We start from the raw sequence: 25,837 nt of genomic DNA, 5'->3' as shown, positions 1-25,837 counted from the left end.
TCGTCGGGTCAGGCGACGCCCGCCAGTTCGTCGGTGGCGCGCTCGGTGACGCGCGCGAGGACGCGGGCGGCGACGTCGGCCTCGGCGGACGGGATGTCCCCGTACAGCCGGGCGGTGATGTCCGCGACGGCCTCGGCGACGCGGGCCTGCGTGGCGTGTCCGGCGTCGGTGAGCGACACCTGCGCCTCGGTGGTGTCGTCGAGCCGCGCCAGGCCGGCGTCGACGAGGTGGTCGATCACCTCGTGCACGGCCGACTCGTCGACCTTGCGGGCGTTCGCGAGGCGGCGCACGAGAGGCGTACGGGCGACGGGGCCGGCGGTGAGGGCGTTGAGCGCGAGGACCTGGCCGAAGTCGACGCCCAGGGGCGCGACGGCGCGGTCGAGCAGGGCGCGGGTGGCGAAGTGGGCCTGGCCGATGACCTGGCCGTTGAGAGTGGACACGATGCCTCCTTCAAAACGTTGGCTTGACCAACGTTGGTGGAGCCAACGTAGCATGGTTTGTGGGTCACCCCAACGATTCCTGTTAGACTGCCGCCATGGACGCCACCGCCCCGCAGTCACCCGCCGGGCTGCGTACCACCCCGAGCTGGCTGCTCAACCAGGCCGCCACCCACGCCGGCCGGCTCATCAGCGCCGGCTTCGCCGCACACGGCCTGCGCGGATACCACTACCGACTGCTCGCCACACTGGCCGAGGACGGCCCCGCGAGCCAGGCAGACCTGGGCCGCCGCTGCGGCATCGACCGCAGCGACGTCGTGGCCACCGTCAACGACCTGGCCGGTCGGGGACTCGTGGTACGCGCCCCCGACCCGGCCGACCGCCGCCGCAACGTCATCAGCCTCACCGAGGCCGGCGCCGACGAAGCCCACCGGATGGCCGACACCGTCGCCCACGTGCAGGACGACCTGCTCGCACCCCTGACGAGCGCCGAACGCGACCAGCTGACCCGCCTGCTCACCCGACTGGTCGAGCACCACGGCGGCTCCTGATCCCGCCAGCGCGGGCGGGCCCACCCCAGCAGGGAGCAGACCCGCCGCGACCAACCCTCAACTCGCCTCGCGCAGCTCCGCCAACCGAGCCTCGATCTCGGCCAGCTCGGCGCGCAGCTTCTCCGCCTGCTGCTCGGCCTCGGCCCGCTCCGCGCCCAGGATCTGCTCCACCGCCTCCTGCACACCCGGCACGTCCACCAGCGCCACCATCTTCAACGCCTCGGCCGGCTTCACCACGTACGGCTTCGCCAGGGCCTTGCTGCCCTGCTGCGCGGCGACCGTCCACTCGCCGTCGGCGTACGCCAGAGTCACCGTCAGGCCCGCGGGCCCCTTGGGCTTCGCGGCCTTGACCGCCCGCCGCGCCGGCGGTTTCTCTGCCTGCTCCACCTTCGGCTCCTCCTGTCGCGGCGCGGGCACCCGCGGCGTGTCCAACACGAACTCCGGCGCGGCCGGCACCGGCGTCGCCTCCGACTCCGGCTCCGCCTTCGGCTCGGCGGCCACCCGCCGGCCCGCGCCCTTGGGCGCGACCGCCAGATCGGCGGGGGAGAACGGCAACTCGTCACGGCCGAAGCGCACCACGACGAACTCGTCGGACACGTCCGGATCGGTCAACTCGACCACCTGGCCGACCTGACCGGCGATCTGCCCCGCCGACGCGGTGAACACCACCCTCGGCTTACGGCCGGCCGCCAACGCCTCCCGGATGCTGCGCACCTCGTCAGTGGACAAACCCTGGCCGGCATCCATCACAACCCTCTTCCGTACACCTGTTTGATTGCTGTCTTGATACCAGCTCACTGCGACACCCGCCGCACGGGGCTCAGCCGCCGAGGGCCCGCAACGCCCGATCCGCGTGGTCGTTCATGCTGACCTCGCTGTGAATCACCTCGATGACCCGCCGGTCCGTGCCGATCACGAACGTCATCCGCTTCGTGCTCAACGCACCCAACGGCACCCGCCGACGAACCCCGAACGCCCGCGCGACCGCCCCGTCCACATCGGACAGCAGCGGATAGTCGAAGCCGTGCAGCTTGGAGAACTCCGCCTGCTTGGCCACCTCGTCGCGGCTGATCCCCACCCGCGACGCGCCCAGCGCCGTGAACTCCGCCGCCAGGTCCCGGAAGTGACAGCTCTCCGCCGTGCACCCCCGCGTCATCGCCCCGGGATAGAAGAACAGCACCACCGGCCCCGACGCCAGGAACTCCGACAGCCGCCGCGGCGTGCCCGTCTCATCCGGCAACTCGAAATCGTCCACCACGTCGCCGACACCCACACCCGCCACCGCGCACCTCCGTAGTCCGACCGACCGCGCGGGAAGCGTAAGCGATCACACCCGCAGCACCTCGTGCGCCACCAGCACCGCGTGTGACCCTCCTTACGACGACGGCTGCGCGCCGGTCACGGTAGCGTCGGCGCAACCCCACCGACACCCTCGTGGAGGTGCCATGACACCCGTCACCGTCATCACCGGCGGCGGTCGCGGCATCGGCGCGGCCACCGCCCGCCGCCTCGCCAAAGCCGGCCACCACATCGCCCTGTGCTACCGCCGTGACGACGCCGCCGCCGCGACCGTCCTGGCCGACCTGCACGCCACCGGCGCCCAGGCCGTCGCCGTCCGCGCCGACACCACCGACCCCGACCAGGTCGCCGCCCTCTTCGACGCCGCCGCGCAGCTCGGCCCCCTCACCGGCCTGGTCAACAACGCCGGCGTCACCAGCCTCATCGGCCCGTTCACCGACCTGCGCGTGGACGACCTGCGCCGCGTCGTCGACGTCAACCTCATCGGGTACGTCCTCTGCGCCCAACAGGCCGCCCGCCGCCTCACCGACGGCGGGGCGATCGTCAACGTCTCCTCCGCCGCCGCGACCCTCGGCAGCCCGGGGGAGTACGTGCACTACGCCGCCGTCAAGGCCGCCACCGACACCCTCACCGTCGGCCTGGCCAAGGAACTCGCCCCGCGCGGCATCCGCGTCAACGGCGTCGCCCCCGGCCTCGTGCGCACCGACATCCACGCCGACTCCGGCGTACCCGACCGCCCGGACAGCGCGGCGCACCGGGTCCCCCTGGGCCGTGCCGGCGAACCCGACGAGATCGCCGCCGCCATCGCCTGGCTGCTCAGCCCGGAGGCCTCCTACGCCGCCGGCGCGGTGCTGCGGGTCTCCGGCGCCCTGTGAGCCGGGACACGGGACGCGTCCCGGCTCACCGCCGTCAGTGCGTGAACAGCTTCGCCGCGGTGATCACCGTCTGCACGACCCCGTAGCCGAGCAACACCGCCACCACCAGCCAGGAAATCCACAACCGGGCCTGCTGCTGCCCGTGCCGACCGTCGTCGCTCATCGCGTACCACTCCTCAGCTCGGTCTTCGGCTCGTCCACGTCCGCCGGCTCGTGGTAGCGCTGCGGCACCGGTCGCACCAGCAGGTTCGCCACGAAGCCCACCGCGAGCACACCCACCATCGTCAACAGTGCCGGCCGGTACGCCGCCGCCGTCAACGTGCCCGGCTTGCCCTGCGCGTCGAGGAACCCGTTCACGATCAGCGGACCCGCGACACCCGCCGCCGACCAGGCCGTCAACAACCGGCCATGGATCGCCCCCACCTGGTACGTGCCGAACAGGTCCCGCAGGTACGCCGGCACGGTCGCGAAGCCACCACCGTAGAACGACAGGATCACGCACGCGAACAGCACGAACAACGCCGTCGCCGTGTGCCCGAACAGCGCCAGCAGCGCGTACATCGCCATGCCCACACCGAGATACACCAGGTAGATCGGCTTACGGCCGATGACGTCCGACGTCGACGACCACACGAACCGGCCCGCCATGTTGAACAGCGACAGCAGACCCACGAACCCGCCGGCCGCCGCCACCGACACCGCCGACGTCCCGTTGTCCCGGAAGAAGTCCTGGATCATCGGGCTGGCCTGCTCCAGGATGCCGATACCGGCCGTCACGTTGCAGAACAACACCACCCACAACAGCCAGAACGAGCGGGTTTTCACCGCGTTCGCCGCCGACACGTTCGCCGTGGTGACCAGCGGCTTCGCCTCCACCGACGCCGGGTCGAAGCCCGCCGGTCGCCACCCCTCGGCCGGCACCCGCACGTTCGCCACCCCGAACATCATGATCACGAAGTAGCCCAGGCCCAGCGTCACGAACAGCCACACCAGCGCGCTGCCCGACGCCGTCGAACCCGCGTTCGACGGGTCGTAACCAGGGTCGTAGAACGACAGCAACTGCCGCGACAGGGGAGAGGCCACCATCGCCCCACCACCGAATCCCATGATCGCCAGGCCGGTCGCCAGACCCGGCCGGTCCGGGAACCACTTGATCAACGTCGACACGGGGGAGATGTAGCCGATACCCAGCCCGATGCCGCCGAGCAGGCCGTACCCCAGGTACAGCAGCCACAACTGCTTCGTGGCGATGCCCAGCGACCCCACCAGGAAACCCGCCGCCCAGAAGCACGCCGACACGAACATGGCCTTACGCGGCCCGTTCGCCTCCACCCACGTCCCGGCCACCGCGGCCGACAACCCCAGCATCACGATCGCGATACTGAAGATCACCCCGATCGCGGTCTGACCCGTGTCGAAGTGGGCGATCAACGAATTCTTGTAGACGCTCGTGGCGTAGACCTGACCGATACACAGGTGGATGGCCAACGCCGCCGGGGGAATGAGCCACCGGCTGTAGCCGGGCGGCGCGACGGTGTGCCGACGATCGAGTGCGGACAGCATGCGCTGCTTCCTCTCCGAGGCGGACGAAACATGCCCACAACGTGCCCACCCCGCACCCAACCGGCAAACCTCACCGTCGCCGGACGGTCCCTCCCGTGAGCTGAGCGGTCACTCAGCCCACCCCGCGACTACCGCAGCTCCGGCGCGTGCCAGCCACCGGCGAGGGCATCCGCGTCCGCCGGACCCCAACTACCCCTGTCGTACGACCGCACCGGCGCCGCCAGATCCAGGATCGGCTCCACGATCCGCCACTCCTGCCGAATCGTCTCCGCCCGCGCGAACCGCAGGTGCTGCCCGTCCATCGCGTCGTCGAGCAACCGCTCGTACGCCTCCTGACGCCGACCCAACGCCGCACCGAAGTCCACCGACAGATCCACCGGCCGACTCGCCACCTCCGCACCCGGACTCTTCGCCTGGATCGACATCGTGATGCCGTCCCCACGACCCAACCGGAACCGCAACAGGTTCGCCGGCGGCACCGCCCCACCCTCGGCGGGGATCAACGACCGCTGCGGCCGCTTGAACTCGACCACCACCTCCGTCGCCGTCCCCGGCAACGACTTACCCGTGCGCAGATAGAACGGCACACCCGCCCACCGGGGCGAATCCACCGTCAACCGCGTCGCCACGAACGTCTCCGTGTTCGAACCCGGCGCCACACCCGGCTCGTCCCGGTACCCCACGTACTGCCCCCGCACCGTCGACTCCGGCGACAACGGCGCGACCTGCCGCAACACCGCCGCCTCCGCCTCGCGGAACGAGTCCACGTCGTCAGCGGCCGGCGCGTCCATCGCGATCAACGCCACGACCTGCAAGATGTGGTTCTGCAACACGTCCCGGGTCGCACCCACCGTGTCGTAGAAACCGGCCCGACCCTGCGTACCGAAACCCTCCGCGAGGGTCACCTGCACGTTGTCGATGTGCTCACGGTTCCACAACGGCTCGAACAGCCGGTTGGCGAACCGGAACGCGTACAAACCCTCCACCGCCTCCTTGCCGAGATAGTGGTCGATCCGGAACACCCGACTCGCGTCGAAGGCCGCCCGCAACGTCCGATCCAACTCCTCGGACGACGCCAGGTCACGCCCGAACGGCTTCTCCACGATCACCCGACCACGAGCGGCCAACCCGACCGCCGCCAGGCCCCGCACCACCGAGCCGAACACCATCGGCGGAATCGCCAGATAGAAGATCGGCCGCTGCGCGTCACGCAGACGCTCCGCCAGCCGCTCGTACGTCGCCGGATCCGCGTAATCCCCGGAGATCATCGACAGGTTGGCCGCCAACGCGTCGAACGTCCCGTCGTCCACCTCGTCGGTCGCCTCCGCCACCGACTTGCGGGCCGTCGTCACCAACTGCTGGTCATCCCAGCGGGAGCGGGCCACCCCGATCACCGGCACGTCGAGACGTCCCCGCCGCGTCAACTCGTACAGCGCCGGAAACAGCTTCTTCGAGACAAGATCACCTGTCACGCCGAACAGCACAACAGCGTCTGAGCGCACGCGCATGACACTTCCATCCGATCATGTGGACCTGATCTTCCGAACGGACAACGGCGCGTCCCACCGACGGAATTCCCCACGAGCGGCCCACGTGAGGTCGGCGACAGCGACGGCGCACCCCCGGCACACACACCCGGGCCTGGCTCCGCAGAACCGGACAGTGTCAGAGCGGTACGCCACAATGACCGCCATGGCTGACCTGGGCGACACCAAGGCCGCGATGCACTACTACCTCCGCAGGAGCCGCGACGACCTCATCTGGAAACTCGACGGCATCGGCGAACGCGACGCCCGAACGCCCCGCACCACCACCGGCAACAACATGCTGGGCGTCATCAAACACTGCCTCAACGTCGAGGCCGCCTACTTCGGCCCCACCTTCGGCCGCGAGTTCCCCACACCGCAGGAACTGGTCCCACTCACCGCGTTCGACGACGACCCCCAAGCCGACTGGTACGCGTACGCGGACGAGACCAAGGACGGCCTCATCGACCTGTACCGCCGCGTCGGCGCGTTCGCCGACGAGACGATCGACCAACTACCACTCGACGCTCCCGGGCAGGTGTCCTGGTGGCAACCCGGCCGGCAGGACGTCACACTGGCCCGGATCATCATGCACGTCACCGGCGACCTCGCCCGGCACGCCGGCCAACTGGACATCATGCGCGAACAGCACGACGGGGCCGTCGGGTGGCGGCAGGACGGCACCAGCATCCCCGACTACGACTGGCCGACGTACGTCGACAAGCTGCGCAAGCTGGCCGACCAGTTCGACTGACCCAGCCCGGGGGAGAAGCGCTGCCCGGCCGCCGCGTCCCCGCGCCGGCCGGGCAGCCACCCCGCCTCGATCACCCGCACCACCGGGTCGAGACGGCACGACGCGGCACTAGTTACCGACGCCGAGGCTCGACATGAACCCGGCCGGGTAACGATCACCCCGCGCGGCACCCTTGGGCACAGCCGCCTCAATCTCCTCGAGATCCCCGACCGACAGCTGCACGTCCAACGCCGGCAACGCCTCGGCCAACCGCTGCCGGGTGCGCGCACCGACCAGCGCAACGATGGACGGGTCCTGCGCCGCCACCCACGCGATCGCCAACTGCGCCACCGTGCACCCCTTCACGTCGGCGACCCGGCGCAACGCCTCCACCAGGGCCAGGTTGTGCGACGCGTTCTCAGCCGAGAAGCGGGGACTGCGGTTACGCGGATCGTCCGCCCGCCCCGGCACCCAGCTCCCCGAGAGCAGGCCACGGCCCAACACGCCGTACGCGGTCAGCCCGACACCCAACTCCCGCAGCGTGGGCAACACCTCGGCCTCGACCGCCCGCGACAGCAGCGAATACTCGATCTGAAGGTCAGCAACCGGATGGACGGCGTGCGCCCGCCGGACCGTCTCCGCGTCGACCTCGGAGAGCCCCACATACCGCACGTAGCCGGCGTCGATCATCTCCTTGATCGCGCCGATCGTGTCCTCGATCGGCACCGACCGGTCGAGCCGAGCCGGCCGGTAGATGTCCACGTAGTCGACACCGAGCCGCGTCAACGAGTAGCTCAGGAAGTTCCGCACCGAATCCGGCCGGGAGTCCTGACCGGCGAACCGCATACCCGGCCCCACCTGCTGCCCGAACTTCACGCTCAACAGGTAGCTGTCCCGGTCACGCCCCCGCAACGCCTCCGACAGCAGCAGCTCGTTGTGCCCCATGCCGTAGAAGTCACCGGTGTCGACGAGCGTCACCCCCGCGTCCAGCGCCGCCCGTACGGTAGCGATGCTCTCCTCACGATCGGCCGGGCCGTACGCGCCCGACATGCTCATCGCCCCCAACCCCACCGCGGAAACCACGGGACCCGCGTTGCCCAGAGTGCGTGTCTGCATCGAAACCCTCCCTCGTCGGTCGATCTCGACTCCACCCTGCGACCCTTTCCGGCCCACCGGCAGCGGAGCGCTTATCGTGGGAGCGCCGCTCCCTGGCTCGACGCCCAGCCCCCGAGGCAGCATGGAGGCATGCAGCGTGAGCAGCTCGCGGACTTCCTACGACGCCGGCGCGAGGCCATCCGACCCGCCGAGGTCGGCATCACCGGCGGCCCCCGCCGCCGCACCGCCGGCCTGCGCCGCGAGGAGGTCGCCCTGCTCGCCGGCATGTCCGTCGACTACGTCGTCCGCCTCGAGCAGGGCCGCAGCAGCCAGCCGTCGACCCAGCTCCTCGGCGCCCTGGCCCGGGCCCTGCGCCTGACCGACGACGAGCGAAGCCATCTGTTCCACCTGGCCGGCCATCAGCCGCCGCCCGCCGACGGCACCGCCCGCCTGGCCCGTGCCGGCCTGGTCCGCCTGCTCGACCTGGTGGGCGACACCCCCGCCATGGTCCTGTCCGACCTCGGCGAGATCCTGGCGCAGAACCACATGTCGATCCTGCTCAGCGGTGACCACTCCGGGCTGACCGGCGACCGCCGCTACGTCGCCTACCGCTACTTCACCGACCCGAGCATCCGCGACCTCCACGGCCCCGACGAATGGCAGCGACACGCCCGCCAGCATGTCGCCGACCTGCGCGCGGTCGCCGGTCGTCGGGCCGGCGACCCCGTGGTGACCGGCCTGATCGAACGGCTGCTGGCTGCCAGCGACGACTTCCGGCGGCTGTGGGCCGAGCACGAGGTGGCGGTGCGCCGGGCCGACCGCAAGACGTTCATCCATCCGCGCGTGGGCCGCCTCACCATGGACTGCGAAACCCTTGTCACCCCCGACCTCGGCCAACAGCTCCTGGTGCTGACCCCGGCCGACGCGGAGGCCCGGGAGAAGCTCGAACTGCTGCGCGTGTTGGGGGTCGAGGAGTTCCCAACCGGCGTGCCGCACTGACAGCCGATCAGGTCGACAAGCGAGCTGGGGGAGCGGGCGGCGCAAACGACGCTGCCCGGCCGGCGCGTCTGCGCACCGGCCGGGCAGCCACACCATCGACAGTCAGTTGTCGGTGCCCAGGCCCTTCAGCCCCTGCAACATCTCGGCGAAGTCGGTCGTCTCCGCCGCCGGCGGCGTCTCGATGCTGACCGGCTTGCCGTAGTCGGTGTAGTCGACCAGCACGTCGCCCATCGTGCCCATCTTCGTGCCCGCCCGACGCGGCCGGTACTGCTCGTCGACCCAGAGGTCGATCTTGACCTCCTTGACGCCCGCCGCCGCGAACTGCTTCTCGACGCCGGCCCGCAGCTTGGCGTCGACCTGAGCCAACTGCGTCGCCACCGGAGTGGTGACGGTGTAGTGGACCGTCTTCGCCCCGTTGACCGTCTCCTCGCCGACGACCGTCACGCCCTCGGACGCGAGCAGCGTCTTGACCTGCTTGGTCGGGTCGATGTCCTCGAACTGCTTGCCGAAGTCCATCCCGGCCTGCTGGCCGATGCTGCCCATGTCCATCTTCAGCCAGCGCTTACCACCCATGGTGGCGCGGTTCTTCGCCGGCACCTCGACGTAGAACGCGGTCCCGATCAACCGGACGACGGTCGGGCCGTCCGTCGGGTCCGCCATCGTCATCTCGGCCTTGACCGGGTCGCCCAGGTCCAGGACACCCTGCATCGAGATCTTCTGGCCACCGGCGGTGCCCGTCATCGTCAGAGTCACCGAATCGCTCTTGTCGGTGGTGTCCATCGTCTTCTGCAGCGACCCCTTGAGGTCGCTGGCGAGCAGCTCCAGGACGCTGGGCTGCTTCGGCGCGTCGGACGAGCCCGACGAGCCGGTCGCCACGCCGCAGGCGGAGGCGGCGAGTGCGGTGAGCGCCGAAACCGCGACGACCGCGGTCTTCTTCCACAAAGACACGTAGTTGCTTCTTTCCCTACAAGGCTGCGGGGAATCTCCCCAGTAGATCGACGACACGCTAGCCCACCGGGTCAATCCCCGGGTGCCGCTCCACATTCGATAATGCACATTATGTAAAGTGGACCCTGGAGGGCCCGCCCCCGACCACCTACGCCCGTGGCCGCAGACCGTCGGGAGCGGGCTCACACCGTCGGGAGCGGGCTCACACCGTCGAGATCGTGTACGAACGGTGAAGTAGTGGCCTCCGCCGGGGTGCCGAGACCACTCGATCCTGGATCGAGCACGATCATGGGCGTATCTCGCGGATCGAGAGTGTCGGGTCACGCCGCTTCGGGCGGATGGCACGCCTCGGGCGTACCGCGCAGCATTGCCGCGGCTCACCCTCGAACGTCAGCACCGTCGCCCAGGGCTGCTGCGCGCGCAGCAGCCCTGCCGGCCTGTCGGGTCGCCCGGAGACCGGGTTGGCGAGTCCCGTGCCGCCCACGCTCCCCCTCTCCCCTCACTTCCGGGCAACGCGAAAGTCATGCATAATATGACTTATGCATGACAAACAGGACGAATCGCTCAAGGCGCTGATCGAGGAGTTCCTGACCGCCCGGGCCACCCGTAAGCCCTCCCCCCACACCCTGGCGGCCTACCGACGGGATCTGTACGCGGTTGCCGCCCTGGTGACCGACGGCGATGCCACTCCCCTCCCCCTCGACGAGCTGACGATCACCGACCTGTCCCCTCGCGTGCTGCGGGCGGCGTTCGCCCGGTTCGCCGCTCCCCGGGCCCCCGCGTCGGTGCACCGCGCCTGGTCCACCTGGAACAGCTTCTTCACCTTCCTGGTGACCGACGGCGTGGTGGCGGGCAACCCGATGCCGGCGGTGGACCGGCCCCGGGCCGTCCTGCCCGAGCCGAAGCCGCTGCGCGGCGCGGACACGCCCGAGGTGCTGCTGGCGTCGGTGGCGCGTGAGGACGCGCGGCAGCGGGATCCGTGGCCGGAGCGGGACGTGGCGGTGTTGGCGGTGGCGCTCTGCGCCGGGCTGCGCCTGTCGGAGCTGTTGGCGTTGCGGGTGGGGTCGCTGGGTGGGCGTGCGGGTGAGCGGCGGGTGGAGGTGGCGGGCAAGGGTGGGCGGCCCCGGGTGGTGCCGATCGAGGCGGATCTCGACCGGGTGCTGGCGGACTATCTGGCCAGTCGGGCGCGGCGTTTCGGGTCGCGGTCGGTACGCCCGGACTCGGCGTTGCTGGTGGACCGGCGGGGTGAGCCGTTGCGCCGGGGTGGTCTGCAGTATCTGGTCGAGTCGTGTTACCGGCGGGCGGGCATCGGTGACCGGGTGCCGAAGGGTGCCCGGTTGCACGCGTTGCGGCACACGTTCGCGACGCGGCTGGCGGAGGACGGCGCGGGCGCGGCGGAGATCATGCGGTTGTTGGGGCACGCCTCGTTGGCGTCGTCGCAGACGTACATCGAGGTGACGGCCGGGCAGCAGCGTGCGGCGATCCGCGCGAGTCGTACCCATCGGGTGTTGGCTGCTCTGGTGTCGGCGGAGGGTGACGGGCGGCGCTGAGCCGGTGGCGGAGAGGGTGGCGCGGGAGTGGGTGCGCGGTGTGCTGTGGGGTGCCCGGTTGGGGGGCCCGCCACGTGCTCAGCCGAGGTCGACGAGCAGGGGTCGGTGGTCGGAGATGGTGGACGCCGGGGTGGTGACGGCCCGTACGGGTGGGAGGGCGTCGAGGGCGTGCCGGTCGGCGAGGATGTGGTCGAGTTGGACGCGGGGTTGTCCGGCGGGGTAGGTGGGGCGTCGGCCGAGTGGCTGCCAGCGGGACACGAGGCGGGCCGGGCCGGCGGGGAGGTTGAGGTCGCCGAGCAGGACGCGGGGGCCGGGTAGGGCGCGTAGGGCGCGTACGCTCTGGCGGAGTTGGCGGGCGTTCCAGCCGGGTACGAAGGACAGGTGGGTCGCGGCGACGGTGAGGGGGCCGTGGGGGGTGTCCAGGATGGCGGCGAGGACGACGCGGGGTTCGTCGTCGAGGAGGATGAGGCCGCCGCCGGGGCCGGGGGCGTAGATGGGTGAGCGTACGGGCGCGGGTTTGAGTCGGGTGATGTGCCAGCTGCGGACGGGGTGGCGGCTGATGAGGCCGATGCCGTAGCAGGGTTCGCCGTGGCCGTCGTCGTCGTGGCGTAGGGGGCGGAACCGTTCGCCGGGGGTGCCGACGACGGCGGCGGCGAAGCGGTGGTGTGGGGCGTCGAGGGCGCGGGCGGCGATGGCGGTGAGGTCGAGGTTGCCGCTGCGGTGTTGGTCGCGGTCGACTTCCTGTAGGGCGAGGACGTCGGCGTCGAGGGCGTGTACGGCGGCGGCGAGTCGGTCGGCGTCGACGAGGCCGTCGGTGAGGGATCGTCCGTGCAGCAGGTTGAAGGTGGCCAGGCGCACTCCTGCACCTTACGTGCCCGTGGCAGGGTTGCCGGGTGGTGAAGGTGTTGCTGTGTTCGATGCTGGTGTTCGTGGCGGTCGGGGCGTGGGGGGTGTGGTTGCGGCGTCGGCGTGGCCGGTGAGGTGAGGCTGACCACTGCGGGGCCGGTCAGCGCCGTGCCGGTGGACAGAATGGCTACCCATGGACGCCGGATCGCTCACTACCCTGTTGGCCGCCGCGGCGATGGCCGGGTGGGTCGATGCCGTGGTCGGTGGTGGCGGGTTGCTGCTGCTGCCGGCGTTGTTGGTGGCGGCTCCGGGGTTGCCGGTGGCCACCGCGTTGGGCACGAACAAGTTGGCGGCGATCTTCGGTACGGCGACGGCGGCGGCGACGTACACCCGCAGGACCAAGCTCGACTGGCGGGTGGCGGGTCCGGCGGCGGGTGTGGCGGTGCTCAGCGCGGGGGTGGGTGCGGCGTTGGCCGGTGCGGTGCCGGCGTCGGCGTACCGGCCGGTGGTGCTGGTGGTGTTGGTGGCGGTGGCGGTGTTCGTGCTGCTGCGTCCCCGGCTGGGAGTGGTGGCGCTGCCGCACCGGCGGACGCCGGTGCGGGTGGCGGCGGCGATCGGTGTGGCCGGGGTGGGTATCGCCCTGTACGACGGGTTGATCGGGCCGGGTACGGGCACGTTCCTGGTGTTGGCGTTCACGACGTTGGTGGGTGCGGACTTCGTGCACGGGTCGGCGATGGCGAAGGTCGTCAACGCGGGGACGAATCTGGGTGCGTTGGTGGTGTTCGGGGTGGCCGGGCACGTGTGGTGGTGGTTGGGCGCGGCGATGGCGGTGTGCAACATCGTGGGCGCGGTGGTGGGTGCGCGGATGGCGTTGCGTCGCGGGTCGGGCTTCGTGCGGGTGGTGTTGCTGGTGGTGGTGCTGGCGTTGGTGGCGAAGCTGGGTTACGACCAGTGGGTGGCGTGAGACGCCGGGTGCTAGGGCGTGTGTCAAAGCCCCTGGCCGGCCTGCGGCGGGCCCACACGACGGCCGGCGGCGTTGGAGATGGGCCCGGATACAACACCGGTATCCGAGCCCATCTCCGCCTTGCCGGACCGCCGCCTGGACTCCGCCTCGGCTCGACCGAGGACTTTGACACACGCCCTAGCGGCGGCTGGGTGAGTCGAAGCGGCCGGCGCGGATCTCGCGTAGGGCCCGGCGGCGGATGTCGCCGCGCAGGGTGTCGACGTAGAGGGTGCCGCGCAGGTGGTCGGTCTCGTGTTGCAGGGCGCGGGCGAGGAAGCCGCTGCCGCTGATGGTCAGGGGTTCGCCGTGCTGGTCGACGCCGTGGGCGGTGGCGTGCAGGGCCCGTACGGTCGGGAAGTACAGCCCGGGGATGGACAGGCAGCCCTCCTCGTCGTCCTGCGTTTCATCGGACAGTTCGAGGGTGGGGTTGATGAGGTGGCCGCGGTGGCCGTCGGCGTCGTAGACGAACACCTGGGCGTCGACGCCGATCTGGGGTGCGGCGACGCCGGCGCGGCCGGGCTCGCCGAGCAGGGTGTCCATCAGGTCGGTGACCAGGGCGCGCAGTTCGGCGTCGAAGGTGGTGACCGGCTCGCACTCGGTGCGCAGGACGGGGTCGCCGATGATCCGGATGGGCCGCATGGTCATGGGGGTCAGCCTATCGGGCTCGGGTGCCGGTGAGGGTGGCGCGTATGGGCGCGGTCTTCGCGGCGGCCTCGGCGACCTCGGCGGTGGGGTCGCTGTCCCAGGTGATGCCGCCGCCGGCCCAGGTGTGCAGGGCGTCGCCGTCGGCGGCCGCGGTGCGGATGGTCAGGCCGAGGTCGATTCGGCCGGGGGCGACCCAGCCGAGGGCGCCCATGCTGGCGCCTCGGCCGACGGGTTCCGCGGCGGCGATGTGGGTGAGGGCGGCGAGTTTCGGCGCGCCGGTGACGGAGCCGCCGGGGCAGGTGGCGCGCAGTAGGTCGGCGAGGCCGAGGCCGTCGGCGGCCTGCGCGCGGACGGTGGATTCGGCCTGCCACAGGTCGCACCAGCGGCGTACGGCGAACAGGTCGTCGACGGTGACGGTGCCGGTGCGGGCGATGCGGGCGAGGTCGTTGCGTTCCAGGTCGACGATCATGATGTGTTCGGCGCGTTCCTTGGCGCTGGTGAGCAGTTCGGCGCGGCCGGCGGTGGTGGCGGGGCGGGTGCCCTTGATGGGTCGGGTGATGAGGTGCCCGTCGTGGACCTCAATGAGGGTTTCCGGGGAGGCGCAGCCGATGGCCCAGTCGTCGCCGGTGAGGACGCCGCCGTAGCGGGCGCCGGGGAGCGCGCCGAGGCGGCGCAGGGCGGGTAGCGGGTCGCCGCTGTAGGGGGCGGCGGCGTGGCCGACGAGGTTGGTCTGGTAGACGTCGCCGCGGCCGATGGCGGCGCGGACGGCGTCGACGGCGGCGGCGTGTTGGGCGGGTGTCCAGCTCTCGGTCCAGGGGCCGAGCCACCAGGGTGCGGGGTCGGGGGCGGTGGGTGCGCGGGTGGGTCCGTGGTCGTAGACGACGACGGCGAGGTCGGGCAGGGTGGGCGCGGGTTCGGGCGCGGTGGTGGGGACGCCGGCCAGGTGCGCCCCGGCGGCGGCGGACAGGTAGAGGGCGGCGCCGCAGCGCAGTGGGCCGTGCGTGGCGGGTCGGTTCAGGTCGCGCAGGTCCAGGCCGTGGGCGGCCAGGAACTCCTCGGCGAGGACGGCGGGGTCGCCGCCGTCGGCGCGGTGCCAGTGCAGTCGGGCGCGTTCGACGAGGTTGTCGCGGCATCCGGGTGGTGCCGCGGGCGCATCGACCAGCACCTGTGGGAGCGTTTCCACGCCGTATGGTCCGATCTTCCTCATCCGTTCAGTGGATTTCCGGCACGCCAAGGCGAAGCCTGCTCGATGTTGGACACTTTCGCTTGGTACTGTGCGTCACTGGTCATGTGAACCATGACACAGTGCCCCCACAGTCCGGAGAACCCGATGTGCCAGCACCAACCGACCTGCCCCTCCGCTGAAGCCACCGACCGGGAAGCCGCGCGGGTCCTCGCCTGCTTCCCTGAGCAGGGCTGGAGCCTGCTCTGCAACGGTGTGATCGTCTTCGAGGACACCGGTGAGCTGCTCCCCGACGGCAGCAGCATCGCACCCCACCGCGGCCCCGCCCGCCACGCCCTCGTAGCCTGAAAGATCACCCAGCGTCACCATACGAGTCGCTGTCGAACCGGGCAGCGGCCGCCGGGACGGGCCGATACCGCCCGCCCCGGCACGCCCGTCGTCAGTCCTCGAACGCCTCCGGCGACGGGCACGAGCAGACCAGGTTCCGGTCGCCGTACGCGCCGTCGATCCGCCGCACCGGAGGCCAGTACTTCCCGGCCCGGTCCACCCCGGCCGGGTACGCGCCCACCGACCGCGGGTACGGGTGCGGCCACTCGTCGCCGCTGACCATCGCCGCGGTGTGCGGCGCGTTCGCCAGGGGGTTGTCCCCCGCCGGCCACTGCCCCGAGCCGACCTGCTCGATCTCCGCGCGGATCGCGATCATCGCGTCGCAGAACCGGTCCAGCTCGGCCAGGTCCTCGCTCTCGGTCGGCTCCACCATCAGCGTCCCCGCGACGGGGAACGACATCGTCGGGGCGTGGAAGCCGTAGTCGATGAGCCGCTTCGCCACGTCGTCGACGCTCACACCGGTCGCCTTCGTCAACGGCCGCAGGTCGAGGATGCACTCGTGCGCGACCAGGCCCTTGTTGCCCGTGTACAGCACCGGGTAGTGCTCGCGCAGCCGCGCCGCCACGTAGTTCGCGGCGAGGACCGCCACGCCGGTGGCCCGGGTCAGCCCCTCGGCGCCCATCATCCGCAGGTACGCCCACGGGATCGGCAGGATGCCCGCGGACCCGTACTTCGCCGCCGAGATCGCCGGGGTGGCGTCGACGTGCGCACCGAGGGGGTCGCCGGGCAGGAACGGCGCGAGGTGCGCGCGCACCGCCACCGGGCCGACGCCGGGGCCACCGCCGCCGTGTGGGATGCAGAACGTCTTGTGCAGGTTCAGGTGCGACACGTCCGCGCCGAACTTGCCGGGCTTGGCGTACCCGACGAGGGCGTTGAGGTTCGCCCCGTCGACGTACACCTGCCCGCCGGCGTCGTGGACCTTCGCGCACAACGACGCGATGCCCGTCTCGTACACGCCGTGCGTCGACGGGTACGTCACCATGATCGCGGCGAGCGCGTCCCGGTGCTTGTCGATCTTCGCGTCGAGGTCGACGAGGTCGACGTTGCCGTCGTCGTCGCAGGCCACCACGACCACCCGCATGCCGGCCATCACGGCGCTGGCGGCGTTCGTGCCGTGCGCCGACGACGGGATCAGGCACACGTCGCGGTGCGCCTGGCCCCGCGACGCGTGGTACGAGCGGATCGCCAGCAGCCCCGCCAGCTCACCCTGCGACCCGGCGTTGGGCTGCACGCTGACCGCGTCGTAGCCGGTCACCTCGGCCAGCCACGACTCCAACTGGCCGATCATCTCCCGGTACCCGACGGTCTGCGCGTCCGGCGCGAACGGGTGGATGTGCGCGAACTCCGCCCAGCTCACCGGCTCCATCTCGGTGGTCGCGTTCAGCTTCATCGTGCACGAACCGAGCGGGATCATGCCCCGGTCCAGGGCGTAGTCGAAGTCCGACAGCCGCCGCAGGTAGCGCAGCATCGCCGTCTCCGAGTGGTGGCTGCGGAACACCGGGTGGGTCAGGAAGTCGGTCGTCCGCGCCAGGTCACCGGGCAGGGCCGCGTCGACGTCGCCGTCGAACGCGGGCACACCGAACGCCGCCCACACCTCGCGCAGGTGCGCGTCGGTGGTCGTCTCGTCGCAGGACATCCCGACCCGGTCGGCGTCGACGAGGCGCAGGTTCACACCCCGCTCGGCGGCGGCCGCGACGACCCGCGCCGCGCCGCCGGGCACGGTCGCGGTGACGGTGTCGAAGAACGCGACGTCCGCGACGTCCACGCCGCCGGCGCGCAGCCCGGCCGCGAGCCGCGCCGCCATGGCGTGGGTACGCCCTGCGATGTCCCGCAGCCCGTCCGGACCGTGGTAGACGGCGTACATGCCGGCCATCACCGCGAGGAGCACCTGCGCGGTGCAGATGTTGCTGGTGGCCTTCTCCCGCCGGATGTGCTGCTCGCGGGTCTGCAACGCCAGCCGGTACGCCGGGTTGCCGGCCGCGTCACGGGACACCCCCACCAGGCGCCCGGGCAGCATCCGCTCCAGGCCGGAGCGCACCGCCAGGTAGCCGGCGTGCGGCCCACCGAAGCCCATGGGTACGCCGAAACGCTGGGTGGTGCCGGCGGCGATGTCCGCGCCGATCTCCCCCGGCGCCCGCAGCAACGTCAACGCCAACAGGTCCGCCGCGACCGTGACCAGGGCCCCGCCGGTGTGTGCCGCCTCCACCAGGGCGGCGTGGTCGCGCACCGCACCGGACGCCCCCGGGTACTGCAGGTGCAGGCCGAAGAACTCCGCCGGCAACTCGTCACGGTCGACGTCGACGACCCGCACGTCGATGCCGAGCGGCACCGCCCGGCTGGTGATCACCGCGATGGTCTGCGGCAGGGCGTCGGCGTCGACGACGTACACCCGGCTCTTGCTCTTGGACGCGCGGCGCGCGAGGGTCATGGCCTCCGCCGCGGCGGTGCCCTCGTCGAGCATCGAGGCGTTCGCGGTGGCCAGGCCGGTCAGGTCGGTGACCATCGTCTGGAAGTTCAGCAGCGCCTCCAGCCGCCCCTGGCTGATCTCCGGCTGGTACGGCGTGTACGCCGTGTACCAGGCCGGGTCCTCCAGGACGTTACGGCGGATCACCGCCGGGGTGTGCGTGCCGTGGTAACCCAGACCGATCATGGACACGGCGACGGTGTTGCGGGCCGCCAGGGCCCGCAGCTCGGCGATGGCCTCGGCCTCGGTGGCCGCCTCGGGCAGGTCGAGGGTGCCGTGCCAGCGGATCACCTCGGGGATCGCGGCGTCCATCAGCTCGTCGATGCATTCGTGGCCGACGACCTCCAACATGCGGCGTTCGTCGTCGGGGCCGGGGCCGATGTGACGGGTGGCGAACTGCTCTAGGGACATCAGGGGCGCTCCCGGGCGAGGTCGACGGGTCGGCCTCCCCCTCTGTCACACCCCACAGGGCGCTCCACAGTGCCTGCCCACGAGGTCCTTTTGCCTGAGAGGTTCCGGGGAGGATTTGCCCCTTCGGCGCCGCCCCTACTGTCGGGGCGGTCTCTCCCACGTGGGTGGTACCGGCATGGTCAACGCTACCAGCGCCGGTGTTTCCAGCAGATGTCCTACCCCGGGGGCGGCTGTCACACCGGCACCGCCGACGCGCCGGTCGCCCGCTCGGCGAGCACCGGCAGCACCTCCCCCAGCGGCGCGTCGACGCGGACCGTGGCGTAACCGTCACCCCGGGTGGGCCCCTGGTTGACGATCGCCACCGGAATGCCCTGCTTCGCGGCCCGGATCACGAACCGCCGGCCCGACATGACCGTCAACGACGACCCCAGCACCACCACCGCCCGGGCCTGCTCCACCAGCGCGAAGCACCGCGCCACCCGCTGCGGCGGCACCGTCTCGCCGAAGAACACCACGTCCGGTTTCAGCATCCCCGTCCCACAGATGCCGCAGTCCACCGGCCGGAACCCCGCCACCTGCTCGTCCGGGAGATCAACATCACCGTCCGGGTTGACCGCGGCGACCCGGGCCACGAAGTCCGGGTTCGCCTCACGCAGCCGCCGGTCCACCTCCTCGCGGGAGGTCAGGTTGCCGCAGTCCAGGCACGTCACCTCGTCCAGGCGCCCGTGCAACTCGACCACCGGGTCGCTGCCCGCCGCGCCGTGCAACCCGTCCACGTTCTGCGTGATCACCGCGTCGACCAGGCCGGCCTCCTGCAACCGCGCCACCGCCCGGTGCCCCGCGTTCGGCGTCGCCCGCGCGATCAACCGCCACCCCAGGTGGCTACGCGCCCAGTACCGCCGCCGGGCGAGAGGATCACGGGTGAACGCCTGGTACGTCATCGGGGTGTGCCGGCGGGCCACCCCGGAGGGCCCCCGATAGTCCGGGATGCCCGACTCGGTGGACAGGCCCGCCCCGCTGAGCACGACCACCTGACCGCCGGCCACCAGCGCGGCCAGCTCCTGCACACTCGTCGTCACCCCTTCATGCTGCCTCAGCGCACCCCCCGACGCCGAACACCCGCCGCCGGTAGGTTGGGCACATGCGTGTCGTCATCGCCGGAGGCCACGGCAAGATCGCCCTGCGGACGGAGCGGCTCCTCGCCGAGCGCGGTGACACCGCCGTCGGCCTGATCCGCAACCCCGACCAGGTCGACGACCTGCGCGCCGCCGGCGCCACCGGAGTCCTGTGCGACCTGGAACGCGCCGACGTCGACGAGGTCACCGCGCACCTGCACGACGCCGACGCGGTCATCTTCGCCGCCGGCGCCGGCCCCGGCAGCGGCGCCGCCCGCAAGGACACCGTCGACCGGGCCGCCGCCGCGCTGCTCGCCGACGCCGCCACCCGCGCCGGAGTCCACCGCTACCTGCTCGTCTCCTCGATGGGCGTGGACCGGCCACCCGCCGCCGGCACCGACGACGTGTGGGCCGCCTACCTACGCGCCAAACGCGCCGCCGAGGACGACCTACGCGCCCGCGACCTGGCCTGGACGGTTCTGCGGCCCGGCCGCCTCACCGACGACGAACCCACCGGGCACGTCACCCTCACCCCACACGCCGGCCGGGGCGCCATCAGCCGCGCCGACGTCGCCCTCGTCCTCGTCGCGCTCCTGGACGAACCCCGCACCGCCGGGGCGACCCTCGAACTCGTCGACGGACCCACACCGATCGCCGACGCGGTCCGCGCCGCCACCACCTGAACCCCCCCACCGCAGGAGGTGGGGCCCTACGAGTAAGGCCCCACCCGCCCGGCGTTCAGCGCTGGTGGTGACGCGGCAACGCCGTCTGCCCCGCCGCACCACCCACGAAGGGCGCCCCCGGCGTCTCCTTCGCGATCCGGTCCATCGTGCGTACCAACTGCTCACTGCCATCGTCGAGATGCCGCGCCGCCGCCTGCATGTGCGACACCATCATCTCGCCGAAGATCCGCAACGCCTCCCGGGTGGCCACCGAGTCGTCGAAGCTCGACCCGGCCGAACTGCGGTACTCCGCCACCGCACGCTCGGCCTCCTGCTTCGCCTCCTCCGCCGCCGCCCGCATGTAACTCTCGTACTGCACCCGGGCGTACTCCGCGACCCGCCGCGCGTAGTCGTGTGCCTGCGCGATGATCTGCTCGGCCTCGCGCTGCGCCGCCGACAGCAGGTTCACCTCCTTGGCCGCCGGCACCTTCGCCGCCGCCCCCGCGCTCGGGATCACCCCGTGGCGGTGCAACTCCACCCGATCGGTCAGCCGCTCGTTCTCCGCCCGCAGATGCGCGATCTGCGTCGCCAACAGATCCAACTCGTCGGCGACCTGCACCCGGAACCGGTCCACGTCCGCGTGGTCGTAGCCCCGGCGCGCGAACGGCGCCGTACCGAACTCCCACCGCCGAACCCGGTCGGAGGTCATCCGCACCTGCACACCGCCGGACACCTGGATCCCGTCGTACCGGCTGATCGGGTTCGCACTCATTGGTCACCCCCTGCACTCGACTGCTGGACCGCCGTACGCCACGCCGAGCCGTACCACTGCTTGCCCAGACCCTCGTGATGCACCTGGCCCTCGTGGTAACCCGCCCGCGCCAACGTCTGCGCCGCATGCGACACCATCTCGTCCGACCCGCACACGTACACGTGCCGCGAACGCCAGTCACCATCGGCCAACGCCCGGTCCACCGCGTGCACGAACTCACCCGGCCGGTTCACGTCCGCGCCGACCACATACGTCACCGTCAACCACGGGAACGACGACGCCATCTTGTCGATCGCGTCGCTGTCGTAGAACTCGCTGCGCGAACGCGCACCCACGTACAGGTCCACCCGACGACGGGAACCCTCCGCGGCGACCTGCTCCACCAACGCCTTGATCGGCGCCCAACCCGTGCCCGACGTCAACAACAACAGGTCACTGGAACCCGCCGCCCACAACGCCAACCGCTCCCCCACCGGCGCGGCCAGATTGACGCGGTCACCCACCGCCGAGCCGTACACCAACCGCGACGACACCGCGCCACCCGGCGCGGCCCGCACATGCAACTCCAACGTGCCGTCCGCGCGCGGCGCGTTCGCCGGCGAGTAGTACCGCCACGACCGCACCGACGGATGCGACACCCCGATCGACTGGCCCGGCGTGAACGGCAACAGGTACTGCGGACGCACCGTCAACACCGCGACGTCGAACGCCCGCCGCTCGTGTGCCACGATCTCCGCCACCCACCACGGCGGATTCACCGCCTCGGCGGCCTGCGCCGCCTCCGTCATCACCTGCGCGATCAACCCGTACGCGGCCGCCCAGTCCTGAGCCAACTCGTCGGTCCACTGCTCGGCCAGGAAATGCTGCAACGTCGCCAACAGCGCCTCAGCGACCGCCGGGTAATGCTCCGCGCGCACCGCGAACTTGCGGTGGTCCGCGCCGAGGTCCTGCAGAAAACCCACCAGCCGATCGACCTGGTCCACATGCGACACGATGTGCCCTAACGCGGTGACGAGGCGATCCCGCTGCCCCGCCATGTTCGTCGGGAACATCTGCCGCGTCTCGGGATGGGCCAGGAACAACGTCGAATAGAAGTAGAGCGGCACCTCGTCGCCGTGCGCGGCGACCAGGGACCAGCTCTGCTTGAGTCGGGCCGCGTCCACGCTCAGACGCCCGGACGCTCTCCGGTGGACACCACCTGGTCCTGCACCTGCCCCAGCACCACACGCACATGGTCCAGGACGTCGGCCGGCACACCCAGCTCCGTCAGCGTCGTGATCAGATGCACGCCCACCTTCGCGTAGTGCTCCGCCGGAATGCCCAGCGGCTGGTGCGCCTCGGCCAAACCGCGACCCGCGTACTCGTTCGGGCCGCCCAACACCACCGTCAACATCAATGCCAGGTGCCGACGCTGCGTCGGCATGTCCACAGTGGCGAAATAGCCCGCCAGCTCGGGATCGGCGAGGACCTTGTCGTAGAACAGTTCGACGGCCGCCTTCACCGAACTCGCGCCGCCGATGCGGTCGTAGTGCGAGGCGGCAGCGGTCTCTTCCGTAACCGTCACGGTCGTTCCTTCCGGGGTGAAAGGTCGCGCGCGGTGACGCGCAGGGGTAACGGCCACCGACGCGACACCCGCGTGCCACGGGCACCACGGGCACCACGGCGGGGACCGTGACGGACCATAGCGTGCCCGCGACCTCCGGTCAGGGCCCCCCTATCCGATTCCCGACAACTGGCGGACACACACCGTCACCACAGTCGACCCGAGAATTCACCCGCCGCAACCGCAACGCCACCGAACGTGTCCACCGTGGAATCACCGACCGGGGAACAGCCACCCGACCTCGACCGCCCTGACCCACAGTCACCAGACGGGCGCGTCCAAAAAAGTCACCCACACCGACGGACTGCGCACCGACAGACGCGCAGCGCTACTCAACCCGCGCGCCGCCGCGCCCTGCGCGCCGCCAACTCGTCACCCACCGGATCCGACGAGGACCCCACCGCCGGCTCCGCCGGGCCGCTCGCCGCCGGCTCCGCCGGCAGATGCGACAACGACCCCTGAATCTCCTTGAAAGCCCCACCGATGGCGATCCCGAACACGCCCTGCCCACCCTGCAACAGGTCGACCACTTCCTCCGGGGACCGACACTCGTACACCGTCGTCCCATCGGAGATCAGCGTGATACCCGCCAGATCCTCCACACCACGCGACCGCAACGCCTCGATCGCCTTGCGGATGTTCTGCAGGGACACCCCCGCATCCAACAACCGCTTCACGACCTTCAACACCACCAGATCGCGGAACGAGTACAACCGCTGCGTACCCGAACCCGACGCGTCCCGGACGCTCGGCACCACCAACGTCGTCCGAGCCCAGTAATCCAACTGTCGATAACTGATGCCCACCGCGTGGCACGCCGTCACACCTCGGTAGCCCACCGAGCCGTCACCCTCAGTCGCCACACCCGGCGACGAGGCACCCGGCTCGTTGACCTGTGTACCCGGATCGGGATCCTGCGGCTCGTGCATCCGGACAACCTCCCCGTCAGTGCGGCAACGCATCGTTTCCTCCGACACGCACCCCTCGACACGGCAACCCTAACGCCACCTTCAGGGGTTACCGCGGAGGAACCGACGCGACACGCCGCGCAGCCACCGAGAAAGATCACCAACCACGCGCCAGCGTCACCCACCGTGACACCAGCCGGGAACCCGAACCGCTCAGCCCGCGAAATCCTCCGGACGCACCTGCTCCAGGAACTCGCGGAACTTCTCCACCTCGTCCTCCTGCTCGTCAGGGATAACGATCCCCGCCTCGCTGAGGACCTGCTCAGCACAACGAATCGGCGCACCAACCCGCAACGCCAACGCGATCGAATCGCTCGGACGCGCCGACACCCGCACCCCGTCACCGATCAACAAATCGGCGTAGAACACGTTCTCCTTGAGCTCGGTGATCTCCACCGCCTGCAACGGCGCCTGCAACGCCGCCAACACGTCCCGCAGAAGATCATGCGTCAACGGACGGGCCGGCTTGACCCCCTGCTGCTCATAGGCGATAGCCGTAGCCTCGACCGCACCGATCCAGATCGGCAGATAGCGGTCGCCCTCGACCTCCCTGAGCAGGACGATCGGCTGGTTGCTGGGCAGCTCCACCCGAACTCCGACCACGCTCAGCTCGCGCACCGCCGCCTCCGTGTCGTCGTCAACCTACGCACCGCGCCCTTCCCTGCACGGTACACGGACCGCAACACGGCCGTCCCATGCGCTACAGCACCACGCCCGCGCCAGAAAGGGGTTACCCCGGCAAGCCTACGGCACGCTTCGGAGAAGAGATCTTTCCGCTCCGCCGCACCTGCCGGGGACCTCACCGACCCAACGTCGACCGCAACCCCACCCGCACCAACGCCGCGTGCAACTGCTCCGACAACGCCACCAACTCCCGCGCCGTCTCCGCCGCCCGCGCCCGCGCCGCCGGATCACTCTGCCGCGCCAACGGCGCCACCAACTGCGCGAACAAACCGACCTCACGATCGGCCGCAGTCCGATAACCCCGCAGATGCCGCGGCTCCAACCCGTACGCCGCCAGACCCGCCACCGCCGACGCGATGATCAACGCATCCGCGTCGTACCAACCCGGCGGATCCGACACCAGCACACCGAGCCGCTCCAACTCCACCAGCGTCGACTCGTCGATCCCACTGCGGGCCACCAACTCAGCCCGGCCGAGCCGCACCTGCGACGACTCGGCCGGCTCCGCCGACTCCCGACCCGGCACCGCACCATCAGGCCCCACCGCCACCAACGCCGGCCGCGACCGCTCCGGCTGCTCACCGGACGAATCCCACTCGGCCAACTGCTCACGGATCACCCGCAACGGCAGGTACCTGTCCCGCTGCGCGGTCAACACAAACCGCAACCGCGCCACATCGTCCCAGCTGTACTTCCGGTAACCCGACGCCGTCCGCTGCGGCTCCACCAGCCCTTCGGCCTCAAGGAACCGCAACTTCGAAATCGTCGTGTCCGGGAAATCCACCCGCAACTGACCCAGCACCTCACCGATGCTCATCAGCGGCTGGGACCGGGCCGCCCCGGGTGGCGTGGAGGCCGCAGGCTCGTTCACCCCCGGCCGGCCTCCTCCTCCGGGCGCGGACCGGCGATGAACACCACCCGGAACTTACCGATCTGAACCTCGTCACCATTGCTCAACGTGGCCGCCTCGACCCGCTCACGATTCACGTACGTGCCATTCAGGCTACCCACGTCCCGCACCGTGAACGTCCCACCATCGCGGTGGAACTCCGCGTGCCGACGCGACACCGTCACGTCATCGAGGAAGATGTCACTGTCCGGATGCCGGCCACTGGTCGTCACATCGTGGTCCAACAGGAACCGGGCACCCGCATTCGGGCCGCGACGAACCACCAGCAGCGCCATACCCGGCGGCAACGAACCGGACATCCGGCTCGGCACCACATCGGTGTCCGGCCCCTCCAGCACTTCGTCGAGCGAGCCGAGATTGAGCGTCGAAGTGACGTCGAGCGGGGGGAACTCGTCGTCTGGGCGCGTCATGGGACCACCTCACGGATCTGTTCGGTCGGCGTCGGGTAATGGCGGGTCTGGCCGCCGGGCACTCCAACACCCGGCGGCTGGCTCCCCGTGCCCGGGAAGGCAATTCCGCAACGCACAACTAATGGGTTCTTCTCGGTCGACTGGGCGAGCCTAGCCAGCGCCGAAATGCAGGGCAACCGGACGCGCGCAGACATCCCG

Annotated in this window: 28 protein-coding genes and 1 riboswitch; of the genes, 8 read left to right on the top strand and 20 right to left on the bottom strand. The window is 70.9% G+C overall.

The features are described 5' to 3' along the window. Nucleotides 1-8 precede the first annotated feature (8 nt). The gene (locus ACN269_RS03955) at nucleotides 9-440 is read right to left on the bottom strand and encodes a MarR family winged helix-turn-helix transcriptional regulator (protein WP_421471057.1); all 432 of its coding nucleotides are present in this window, start codon (nucleotides 438-440) and stop codon (nucleotides 9-11) included. A 95-nt stretch (nucleotides 441-535) separates the two neighbouring features. Here ACN269_RS03955 and ACN269_RS03950 point away from each other — a divergent pair, with 95 nt between their 5' ends. After that, nucleotides 536-988, top strand: coding sequence for a MarR family winged helix-turn-helix transcriptional regulator (locus tag ACN269_RS03950; RefSeq protein WP_421471056.1), 453 nt, complete (start codon nucleotides 536-538; stop codon nucleotides 986-988). Between the two features lie 57 nt (nucleotides 989-1,045). Here the strand turns inward: ACN269_RS03950 and ACN269_RS03945 are convergent, their stop codons facing one another. Together ACN269_RS03945 and ACN269_RS03940 are read right to left on the bottom strand one after the other, a co-directional pair. After that, nucleotides 1,046-1,735, bottom strand: coding sequence for a hypothetical protein (locus ACN269_RS03945; RefSeq protein ID WP_421471055.1), 690 nt, complete (start codon nucleotides 1,733-1,735; stop codon nucleotides 1,046-1,048). Between the two features lie 73 nt (nucleotides 1,736-1,808). After that, nucleotides 1,809-2,270 carry a peroxiredoxin gene (locus ACN269_RS03940; protein WP_421471054.1) on the bottom strand — a complete coding sequence of 154 codons (462 nt, stop codon included), beginning with the start codon at nucleotides 2,268-2,270 and terminating at the stop codon, nucleotides 1,809-1,811. Between the two features lie 163 nt (nucleotides 2,271-2,433). Here ACN269_RS03940 and ACN269_RS03935 point away from each other — a divergent pair, with 163 nt between their 5' ends. After that, nucleotides 2,434-3,162, top strand: a complete 729-nt coding sequence (locus ACN269_RS03935) for an SDR family NAD(P)-dependent oxidoreductase (protein WP_421471053.1) — start codon at nucleotides 2,434-2,436, stop codon at nucleotides 3,160-3,162. Nucleotides 3,163-3,196: 34 nt separating this feature from the next. On the opposite strand, the gene ACN269_RS03930 is transcribed toward ACN269_RS03935, so the two are convergent. The 3 genes from ACN269_RS03930 to zwf all read right to left on the bottom strand — a co-directional run bounded on the left by ACN269_RS03930 (nucleotide 3,197) and on the right by zwf (nucleotide 6,233). After that, nucleotides 3,197-3,325, bottom strand: coding sequence for an MFS transporter small subunit (locus tag ACN269_RS03930; protein ID WP_421471052.1), 129 nt, complete (start codon nucleotides 3,323-3,325; stop codon nucleotides 3,197-3,199). Then, nucleotides 3,322-4,725: an OFA family MFS transporter gene (locus tag ACN269_RS03925; RefSeq protein ID WP_421471051.1), complete on the bottom strand. Its 1,404-nt coding sequence runs from the start codon at nucleotides 4,723-4,725 to the stop codon at nucleotides 3,322-3,324. Before ACN269_RS03925 ends, ACN269_RS03930 begins: the two co-directional genes overlap by 4 nt. Before the next feature lie 128 nt (nucleotides 4,726-4,853). Next, nucleotides 4,854-6,233 carry a glucose-6-phosphate dehydrogenase gene (gene zwf / locus ACN269_RS03920; RefSeq protein WP_421471050.1) on the bottom strand — a complete coding sequence of 460 codons (1,380 nt, stop codon included), beginning with the start codon at nucleotides 6,231-6,233 and terminating at the stop codon, nucleotides 4,854-4,856. A 184-nt stretch (nucleotides 6,234-6,417) separates the two neighbouring features. Between zwf and ACN269_RS03915 the strand changes: the two genes are divergently transcribed. Beyond that, nucleotides 6,418-7,005, top strand: coding sequence for a DinB family protein (locus ACN269_RS03915; protein ID WP_421471049.1), 588 nt, complete (start codon nucleotides 6,418-6,420; stop codon nucleotides 7,003-7,005). Nucleotides 7,006-7,113: 108 nt separating this feature from the next. On the opposite strand, the gene ACN269_RS03910 is transcribed toward ACN269_RS03915, so the two are convergent. Continuing rightward, nucleotides 7,114-8,100, bottom strand: coding sequence for an aldo/keto reductase (locus ACN269_RS03910; RefSeq protein ID WP_421471048.1), 987 nt, complete (start codon nucleotides 8,098-8,100; stop codon nucleotides 7,114-7,116). 129 nt (nucleotides 8,101-8,229) lie between these two features. Here ACN269_RS03910 and ACN269_RS03905 point away from each other — a divergent pair, with 129 nt between their 5' ends. Beyond that, nucleotides 8,230-9,078, top strand: a complete 849-nt coding sequence (locus ACN269_RS03905) for a helix-turn-helix transcriptional regulator (protein ID WP_421471047.1) — start codon at nucleotides 8,230-8,232, stop codon at nucleotides 9,076-9,078. 102 nt (nucleotides 9,079-9,180) lie between these two features. Here the strand turns inward: ACN269_RS03905 and ACN269_RS03900 are convergent, their stop codons facing one another. Further along, the gene (locus ACN269_RS03900; RefSeq protein ID WP_421471046.1) at nucleotides 9,181-10,026 is read right to left on the bottom strand and encodes a hypothetical protein; all 846 of its coding nucleotides are present in this window, start codon (nucleotides 10,024-10,026) and stop codon (nucleotides 9,181-9,183) included. Nucleotides 10,027-10,565: 539 nt separating this feature from the next. On the opposite strand from ACN269_RS03900, the gene ACN269_RS03895 reads away from it, so the two are divergent. Next, entirely contained in the window at nucleotides 10,566-11,576 is a 1,011-nt protein-coding gene (locus ACN269_RS03895; RefSeq protein WP_421471045.1) for a tyrosine-type recombinase/integrase, read from the top strand. A gap of 78 nt (nucleotides 11,577-11,654) precedes the next feature. On the opposite strand, the gene ACN269_RS03890 is transcribed toward ACN269_RS03895, so the two are convergent. Continuing rightward, nucleotides 11,655-12,434, bottom strand: a complete 780-nt coding sequence (locus tag ACN269_RS03890) for an endonuclease/exonuclease/phosphatase family protein (protein ID WP_421471044.1) — start codon at nucleotides 12,432-12,434, stop codon at nucleotides 11,655-11,657. A 181-nt stretch (nucleotides 12,435-12,615) separates the two neighbouring features. Between ACN269_RS03890 and ACN269_RS03885 the strand changes: the two genes are divergently transcribed. Further along, nucleotides 12,616-13,386: a sulfite exporter TauE/SafE family protein gene (locus ACN269_RS03885; protein WP_421471043.1), complete on the top strand. Its 771-nt coding sequence runs from the start codon at nucleotides 12,616-12,618 to the stop codon at nucleotides 13,384-13,386. A gap of 177 nt (nucleotides 13,387-13,563) precedes the next feature. Here the strand turns inward: ACN269_RS03885 and def are convergent, their stop codons facing one another. After that, a complete protein-coding gene (gene def / locus ACN269_RS03880) occupies nucleotides 13,564-14,070 on the bottom strand; it encodes a peptide deformylase (protein ID WP_421471042.1) in 507 nt (168 codons plus the stop codon). A 10-nt stretch (nucleotides 14,071-14,080) separates the two neighbouring features. Further along, the gene (locus tag ACN269_RS03875; RefSeq protein ID WP_421471041.1) at nucleotides 14,081-15,277 is read right to left on the bottom strand and encodes a chorismate-binding protein; all 1,197 of its coding nucleotides are present in this window, start codon (nucleotides 15,275-15,277) and stop codon (nucleotides 14,081-14,083) included. A 123-nt stretch (nucleotides 15,278-15,400) separates the two neighbouring features. Between ACN269_RS03875 and ACN269_RS03870 the strand changes: the two genes are divergently transcribed. Continuing rightward, a complete protein-coding gene (locus tag ACN269_RS03870; protein ID WP_089000314.1) occupies nucleotides 15,401-15,601 on the top strand; it encodes a DUF5999 family protein in 201 nt (66 codons plus the stop codon). Between the two features lie 91 nt (nucleotides 15,602-15,692). Here the strand turns inward: ACN269_RS03870 and gcvP are convergent, their stop codons facing one another. Together gcvP and ACN269_RS03860 are read right to left on the bottom strand one after the other, a co-directional pair. Next, nucleotides 15,693-18,515 (bottom strand): aminomethyl-transferring glycine dehydrogenase, encoded by a 2,823-nt coding sequence (gene gcvP, locus ACN269_RS03865; RefSeq protein WP_421471040.1) that lies wholly within the window; start codon nucleotides 18,513-18,515, stop codon nucleotides 15,693-15,695. A 72-nt stretch (nucleotides 18,516-18,587) separates the two neighbouring features. Next, nucleotides 18,588-18,684, bottom strand: a riboswitch (glycine riboswitch). 64 nt (nucleotides 18,685-18,748) lie between these two features. Next, nucleotides 18,749-19,594 (bottom strand): NAD-dependent protein deacetylase, encoded by an 846-nt coding sequence (locus tag ACN269_RS03860; RefSeq protein WP_421471039.1) that lies wholly within the window; start codon nucleotides 19,592-19,594, stop codon nucleotides 18,749-18,751. Between the two features lie 62 nt (nucleotides 19,595-19,656). On the opposite strand from ACN269_RS03860, the gene ACN269_RS03855 reads away from it, so the two are divergent. Beyond that, on the top strand, nucleotides 19,657-20,313 hold the full coding sequence (locus tag ACN269_RS03855; protein WP_421471038.1) for an NAD(P)H-binding protein: 657 nt from the start codon (nucleotides 19,657-19,659) through the stop codon (nucleotides 20,311-20,313). A gap of 55 nt (nucleotides 20,314-20,368) precedes the next feature. On the opposite strand, the gene ACN269_RS03850 is transcribed toward ACN269_RS03855, so the two are convergent. The 7 genes from ACN269_RS03850 to odhI all read right to left on the bottom strand — a co-directional run bounded on the left by ACN269_RS03850 (nucleotide 20,369) and on the right by odhI (nucleotide 25,639). Then, a complete protein-coding gene (locus tag ACN269_RS03850) occupies nucleotides 20,369-21,064 on the bottom strand; it encodes a DivIVA domain-containing protein (RefSeq protein ID WP_421471037.1) in 696 nt (231 codons plus the stop codon). Further along, nucleotides 21,061-22,227: a globin domain-containing protein gene (locus ACN269_RS03845; RefSeq protein ID WP_421471036.1), complete on the bottom strand. Its 1,167-nt coding sequence runs from the start codon at nucleotides 22,225-22,227 to the stop codon at nucleotides 21,061-21,063. The genes ACN269_RS03850 and ACN269_RS03845 overlap by 4 nt, the downstream gene beginning before the upstream one ends. A 2-nt stretch (nucleotides 22,228-22,229) precedes the next feature. After that, nucleotides 22,230-22,628 carry a group I truncated hemoglobin gene (locus tag ACN269_RS03840; protein ID WP_421471035.1) on the bottom strand — a complete coding sequence of 133 codons (399 nt, stop codon included), beginning with the start codon at nucleotides 22,626-22,628 and terminating at the stop codon, nucleotides 22,230-22,232. A 371-nt stretch (nucleotides 22,629-22,999) separates the two neighbouring features. Beyond that, nucleotides 23,000-23,596 (bottom strand): MerR family transcriptional regulator, encoded by a 597-nt coding sequence (locus tag ACN269_RS03835; RefSeq protein WP_421471034.1) that lies wholly within the window; start codon nucleotides 23,594-23,596, stop codon nucleotides 23,000-23,002. A gap of 192 nt (nucleotides 23,597-23,788) precedes the next feature. Beyond that, the gene (locus tag ACN269_RS03830) at nucleotides 23,789-24,253 is read right to left on the bottom strand and encodes a bifunctional nuclease family protein (protein WP_007460347.1); all 465 of its coding nucleotides are present in this window, start codon (nucleotides 24,251-24,253) and stop codon (nucleotides 23,789-23,791) included. Nucleotides 24,254-24,434: 181 nt separating this feature from the next. After that, a complete protein-coding gene (locus tag ACN269_RS03825; RefSeq protein WP_355051256.1) occupies nucleotides 24,435-25,136 on the bottom strand; it encodes a MerR family transcriptional regulator in 702 nt (233 codons plus the stop codon). Nucleotides 25,137-25,186: 50 nt separating this feature from the next. After that, complete coding sequence (odhI, locus tag ACN269_RS03820; RefSeq protein ID WP_007071101.1) at nucleotides 25,187-25,639, bottom strand: oxoglutarate dehydrogenase inhibitor Odhl; 453 nt, start codon at nucleotides 25,637-25,639, stop codon at nucleotides 25,187-25,189. Between the last annotated feature and the right edge of the window lie 198 nt (nucleotides 25,640-25,837).

The organism is Micromonospora sp. WMMD736 (assembly GCF_049179015.1).
Lineage (GTDB): Bacteria > Actinomycetota > Actinomycetes > Mycobacteriales > Micromonosporaceae > Micromonospora.
The sequence above is the reverse complement of the archived record's forward strand: the minus strand, read 5'-3'. Positions and strand labels throughout refer to the sequence as shown.

Excerpts from the sequence above, each read along its gene's own strand:
- ACN269_RS03925 (WP_421471051.1), bottom strand. The coding sequence starts at position 4,725 with ATGCTGTCCGCACTCGATCGTCGGCACACCGTCGCGCCGCCCGGCTAC.
- ACN269_RS03870 (WP_089000314.1), top strand. The coding sequence starts at position 15,401 with ATGTGCCAGCACCAACCGACCTGCCCCTCCGCTGAAGCCACCGACCGG.
- def (WP_421471042.1), bottom strand. The coding sequence starts at position 14,070 with ATGACCATGCGGCCCATCCGGATCATCGGCGACCCCGTCCTGCGCACC.
- gcvP (WP_421471040.1), bottom strand. The coding sequence starts at position 18,515 with ATGTCCCTAGAGCAGTTCGCCACCCGTCACATCGGCCCCGGCCCCGAC.
- ACN269_RS03895 (WP_421471045.1), top strand. The coding sequence starts at position 10,566 with ATGCATGACAAACAGGACGAATCGCTCAAGGCGCTGATCGAGGAGTTC.
- ACN269_RS03875 (WP_421471041.1), bottom strand. The coding sequence starts at position 15,277 with ATGAGGAAGATCGGACCATACGGCGTGGAAACGCTCCCACAGGTGCTG.
- ACN269_RS03905 (WP_421471047.1), top strand. The coding sequence starts at position 8,230 with ATGCAGCGTGAGCAGCTCGCGGACTTCCTACGACGCCGGCGCGAGGCC.
- ACN269_RS03915 (WP_421471049.1), top strand. The coding sequence starts at position 6,418 with ATGGCTGACCTGGGCGACACCAAGGCCGCGATGCACTACTACCTCCGC.
- ACN269_RS03930 (WP_421471052.1), bottom strand. The coding sequence starts at position 3,325 with ATGAGCGACGACGGTCGGCACGGGCAGCAGCAGGCCCGGTTGTGGATT.
- ACN269_RS03935 (WP_421471053.1), top strand. The coding sequence starts at position 2,434 with ATGACACCCGTCACCGTCATCACCGGCGGCGGTCGCGGCATCGGCGCG.
- ACN269_RS03910 (WP_421471048.1), bottom strand. The coding sequence starts at position 8,100 with ATGCAGACACGCACTCTGGGCAACGCGGGTCCCGTGGTTTCCGCGGTG.
- ACN269_RS03950 (WP_421471056.1), top strand. The coding sequence starts at position 536 with ATGGACGCCACCGCCCCGCAGTCACCCGCCGGGCTGCGTACCACCCCG.
- ACN269_RS03835 (WP_421471034.1), bottom strand. The coding sequence starts at position 23,596 with ATGCACGAGCCGCAGGATCCCGATCCGGGTACACAGGTCAACGAGCCG.
- ACN269_RS03850 (WP_421471037.1), bottom strand. The coding sequence starts at position 21,064 with ATGAGTGCGAACCCGATCAGCCGGTACGACGGGATCCAGGTGTCCGGC.
- ACN269_RS03945 (WP_421471055.1), bottom strand. The coding sequence starts at position 1,735 with ATGGATGCCGGCCAGGGTTTGTCCACTGACGAGGTGCGCAGCATCCGG.
- odhI (WP_007071101.1), bottom strand. The coding sequence starts at position 25,639 with ATGACGCGCCCAGACGACGAGTTCCCCCCGCTCGACGTCACTTCGACG.
- ACN269_RS03885 (WP_421471043.1), top strand. The coding sequence starts at position 12,616 with ATGGACGCCGGATCGCTCACTACCCTGTTGGCCGCCGCGGCGATGGCC.
- zwf (WP_421471050.1), bottom strand. The coding sequence starts at position 6,233 with ATGCGCGTGCGCTCAGACGCTGTTGTGCTGTTCGGCGTGACAGGTGAT.
- ACN269_RS03855 (WP_421471038.1), top strand. The coding sequence starts at position 19,657 with ATGCGTGTCGTCATCGCCGGAGGCCACGGCAAGATCGCCCTGCGGACG.
- ACN269_RS03825 (WP_355051256.1), bottom strand. The coding sequence starts at position 25,136 with ATGAGCATCGGTGAGGTGCTGGGTCAGTTGCGGGTGGATTTCCCGGAC.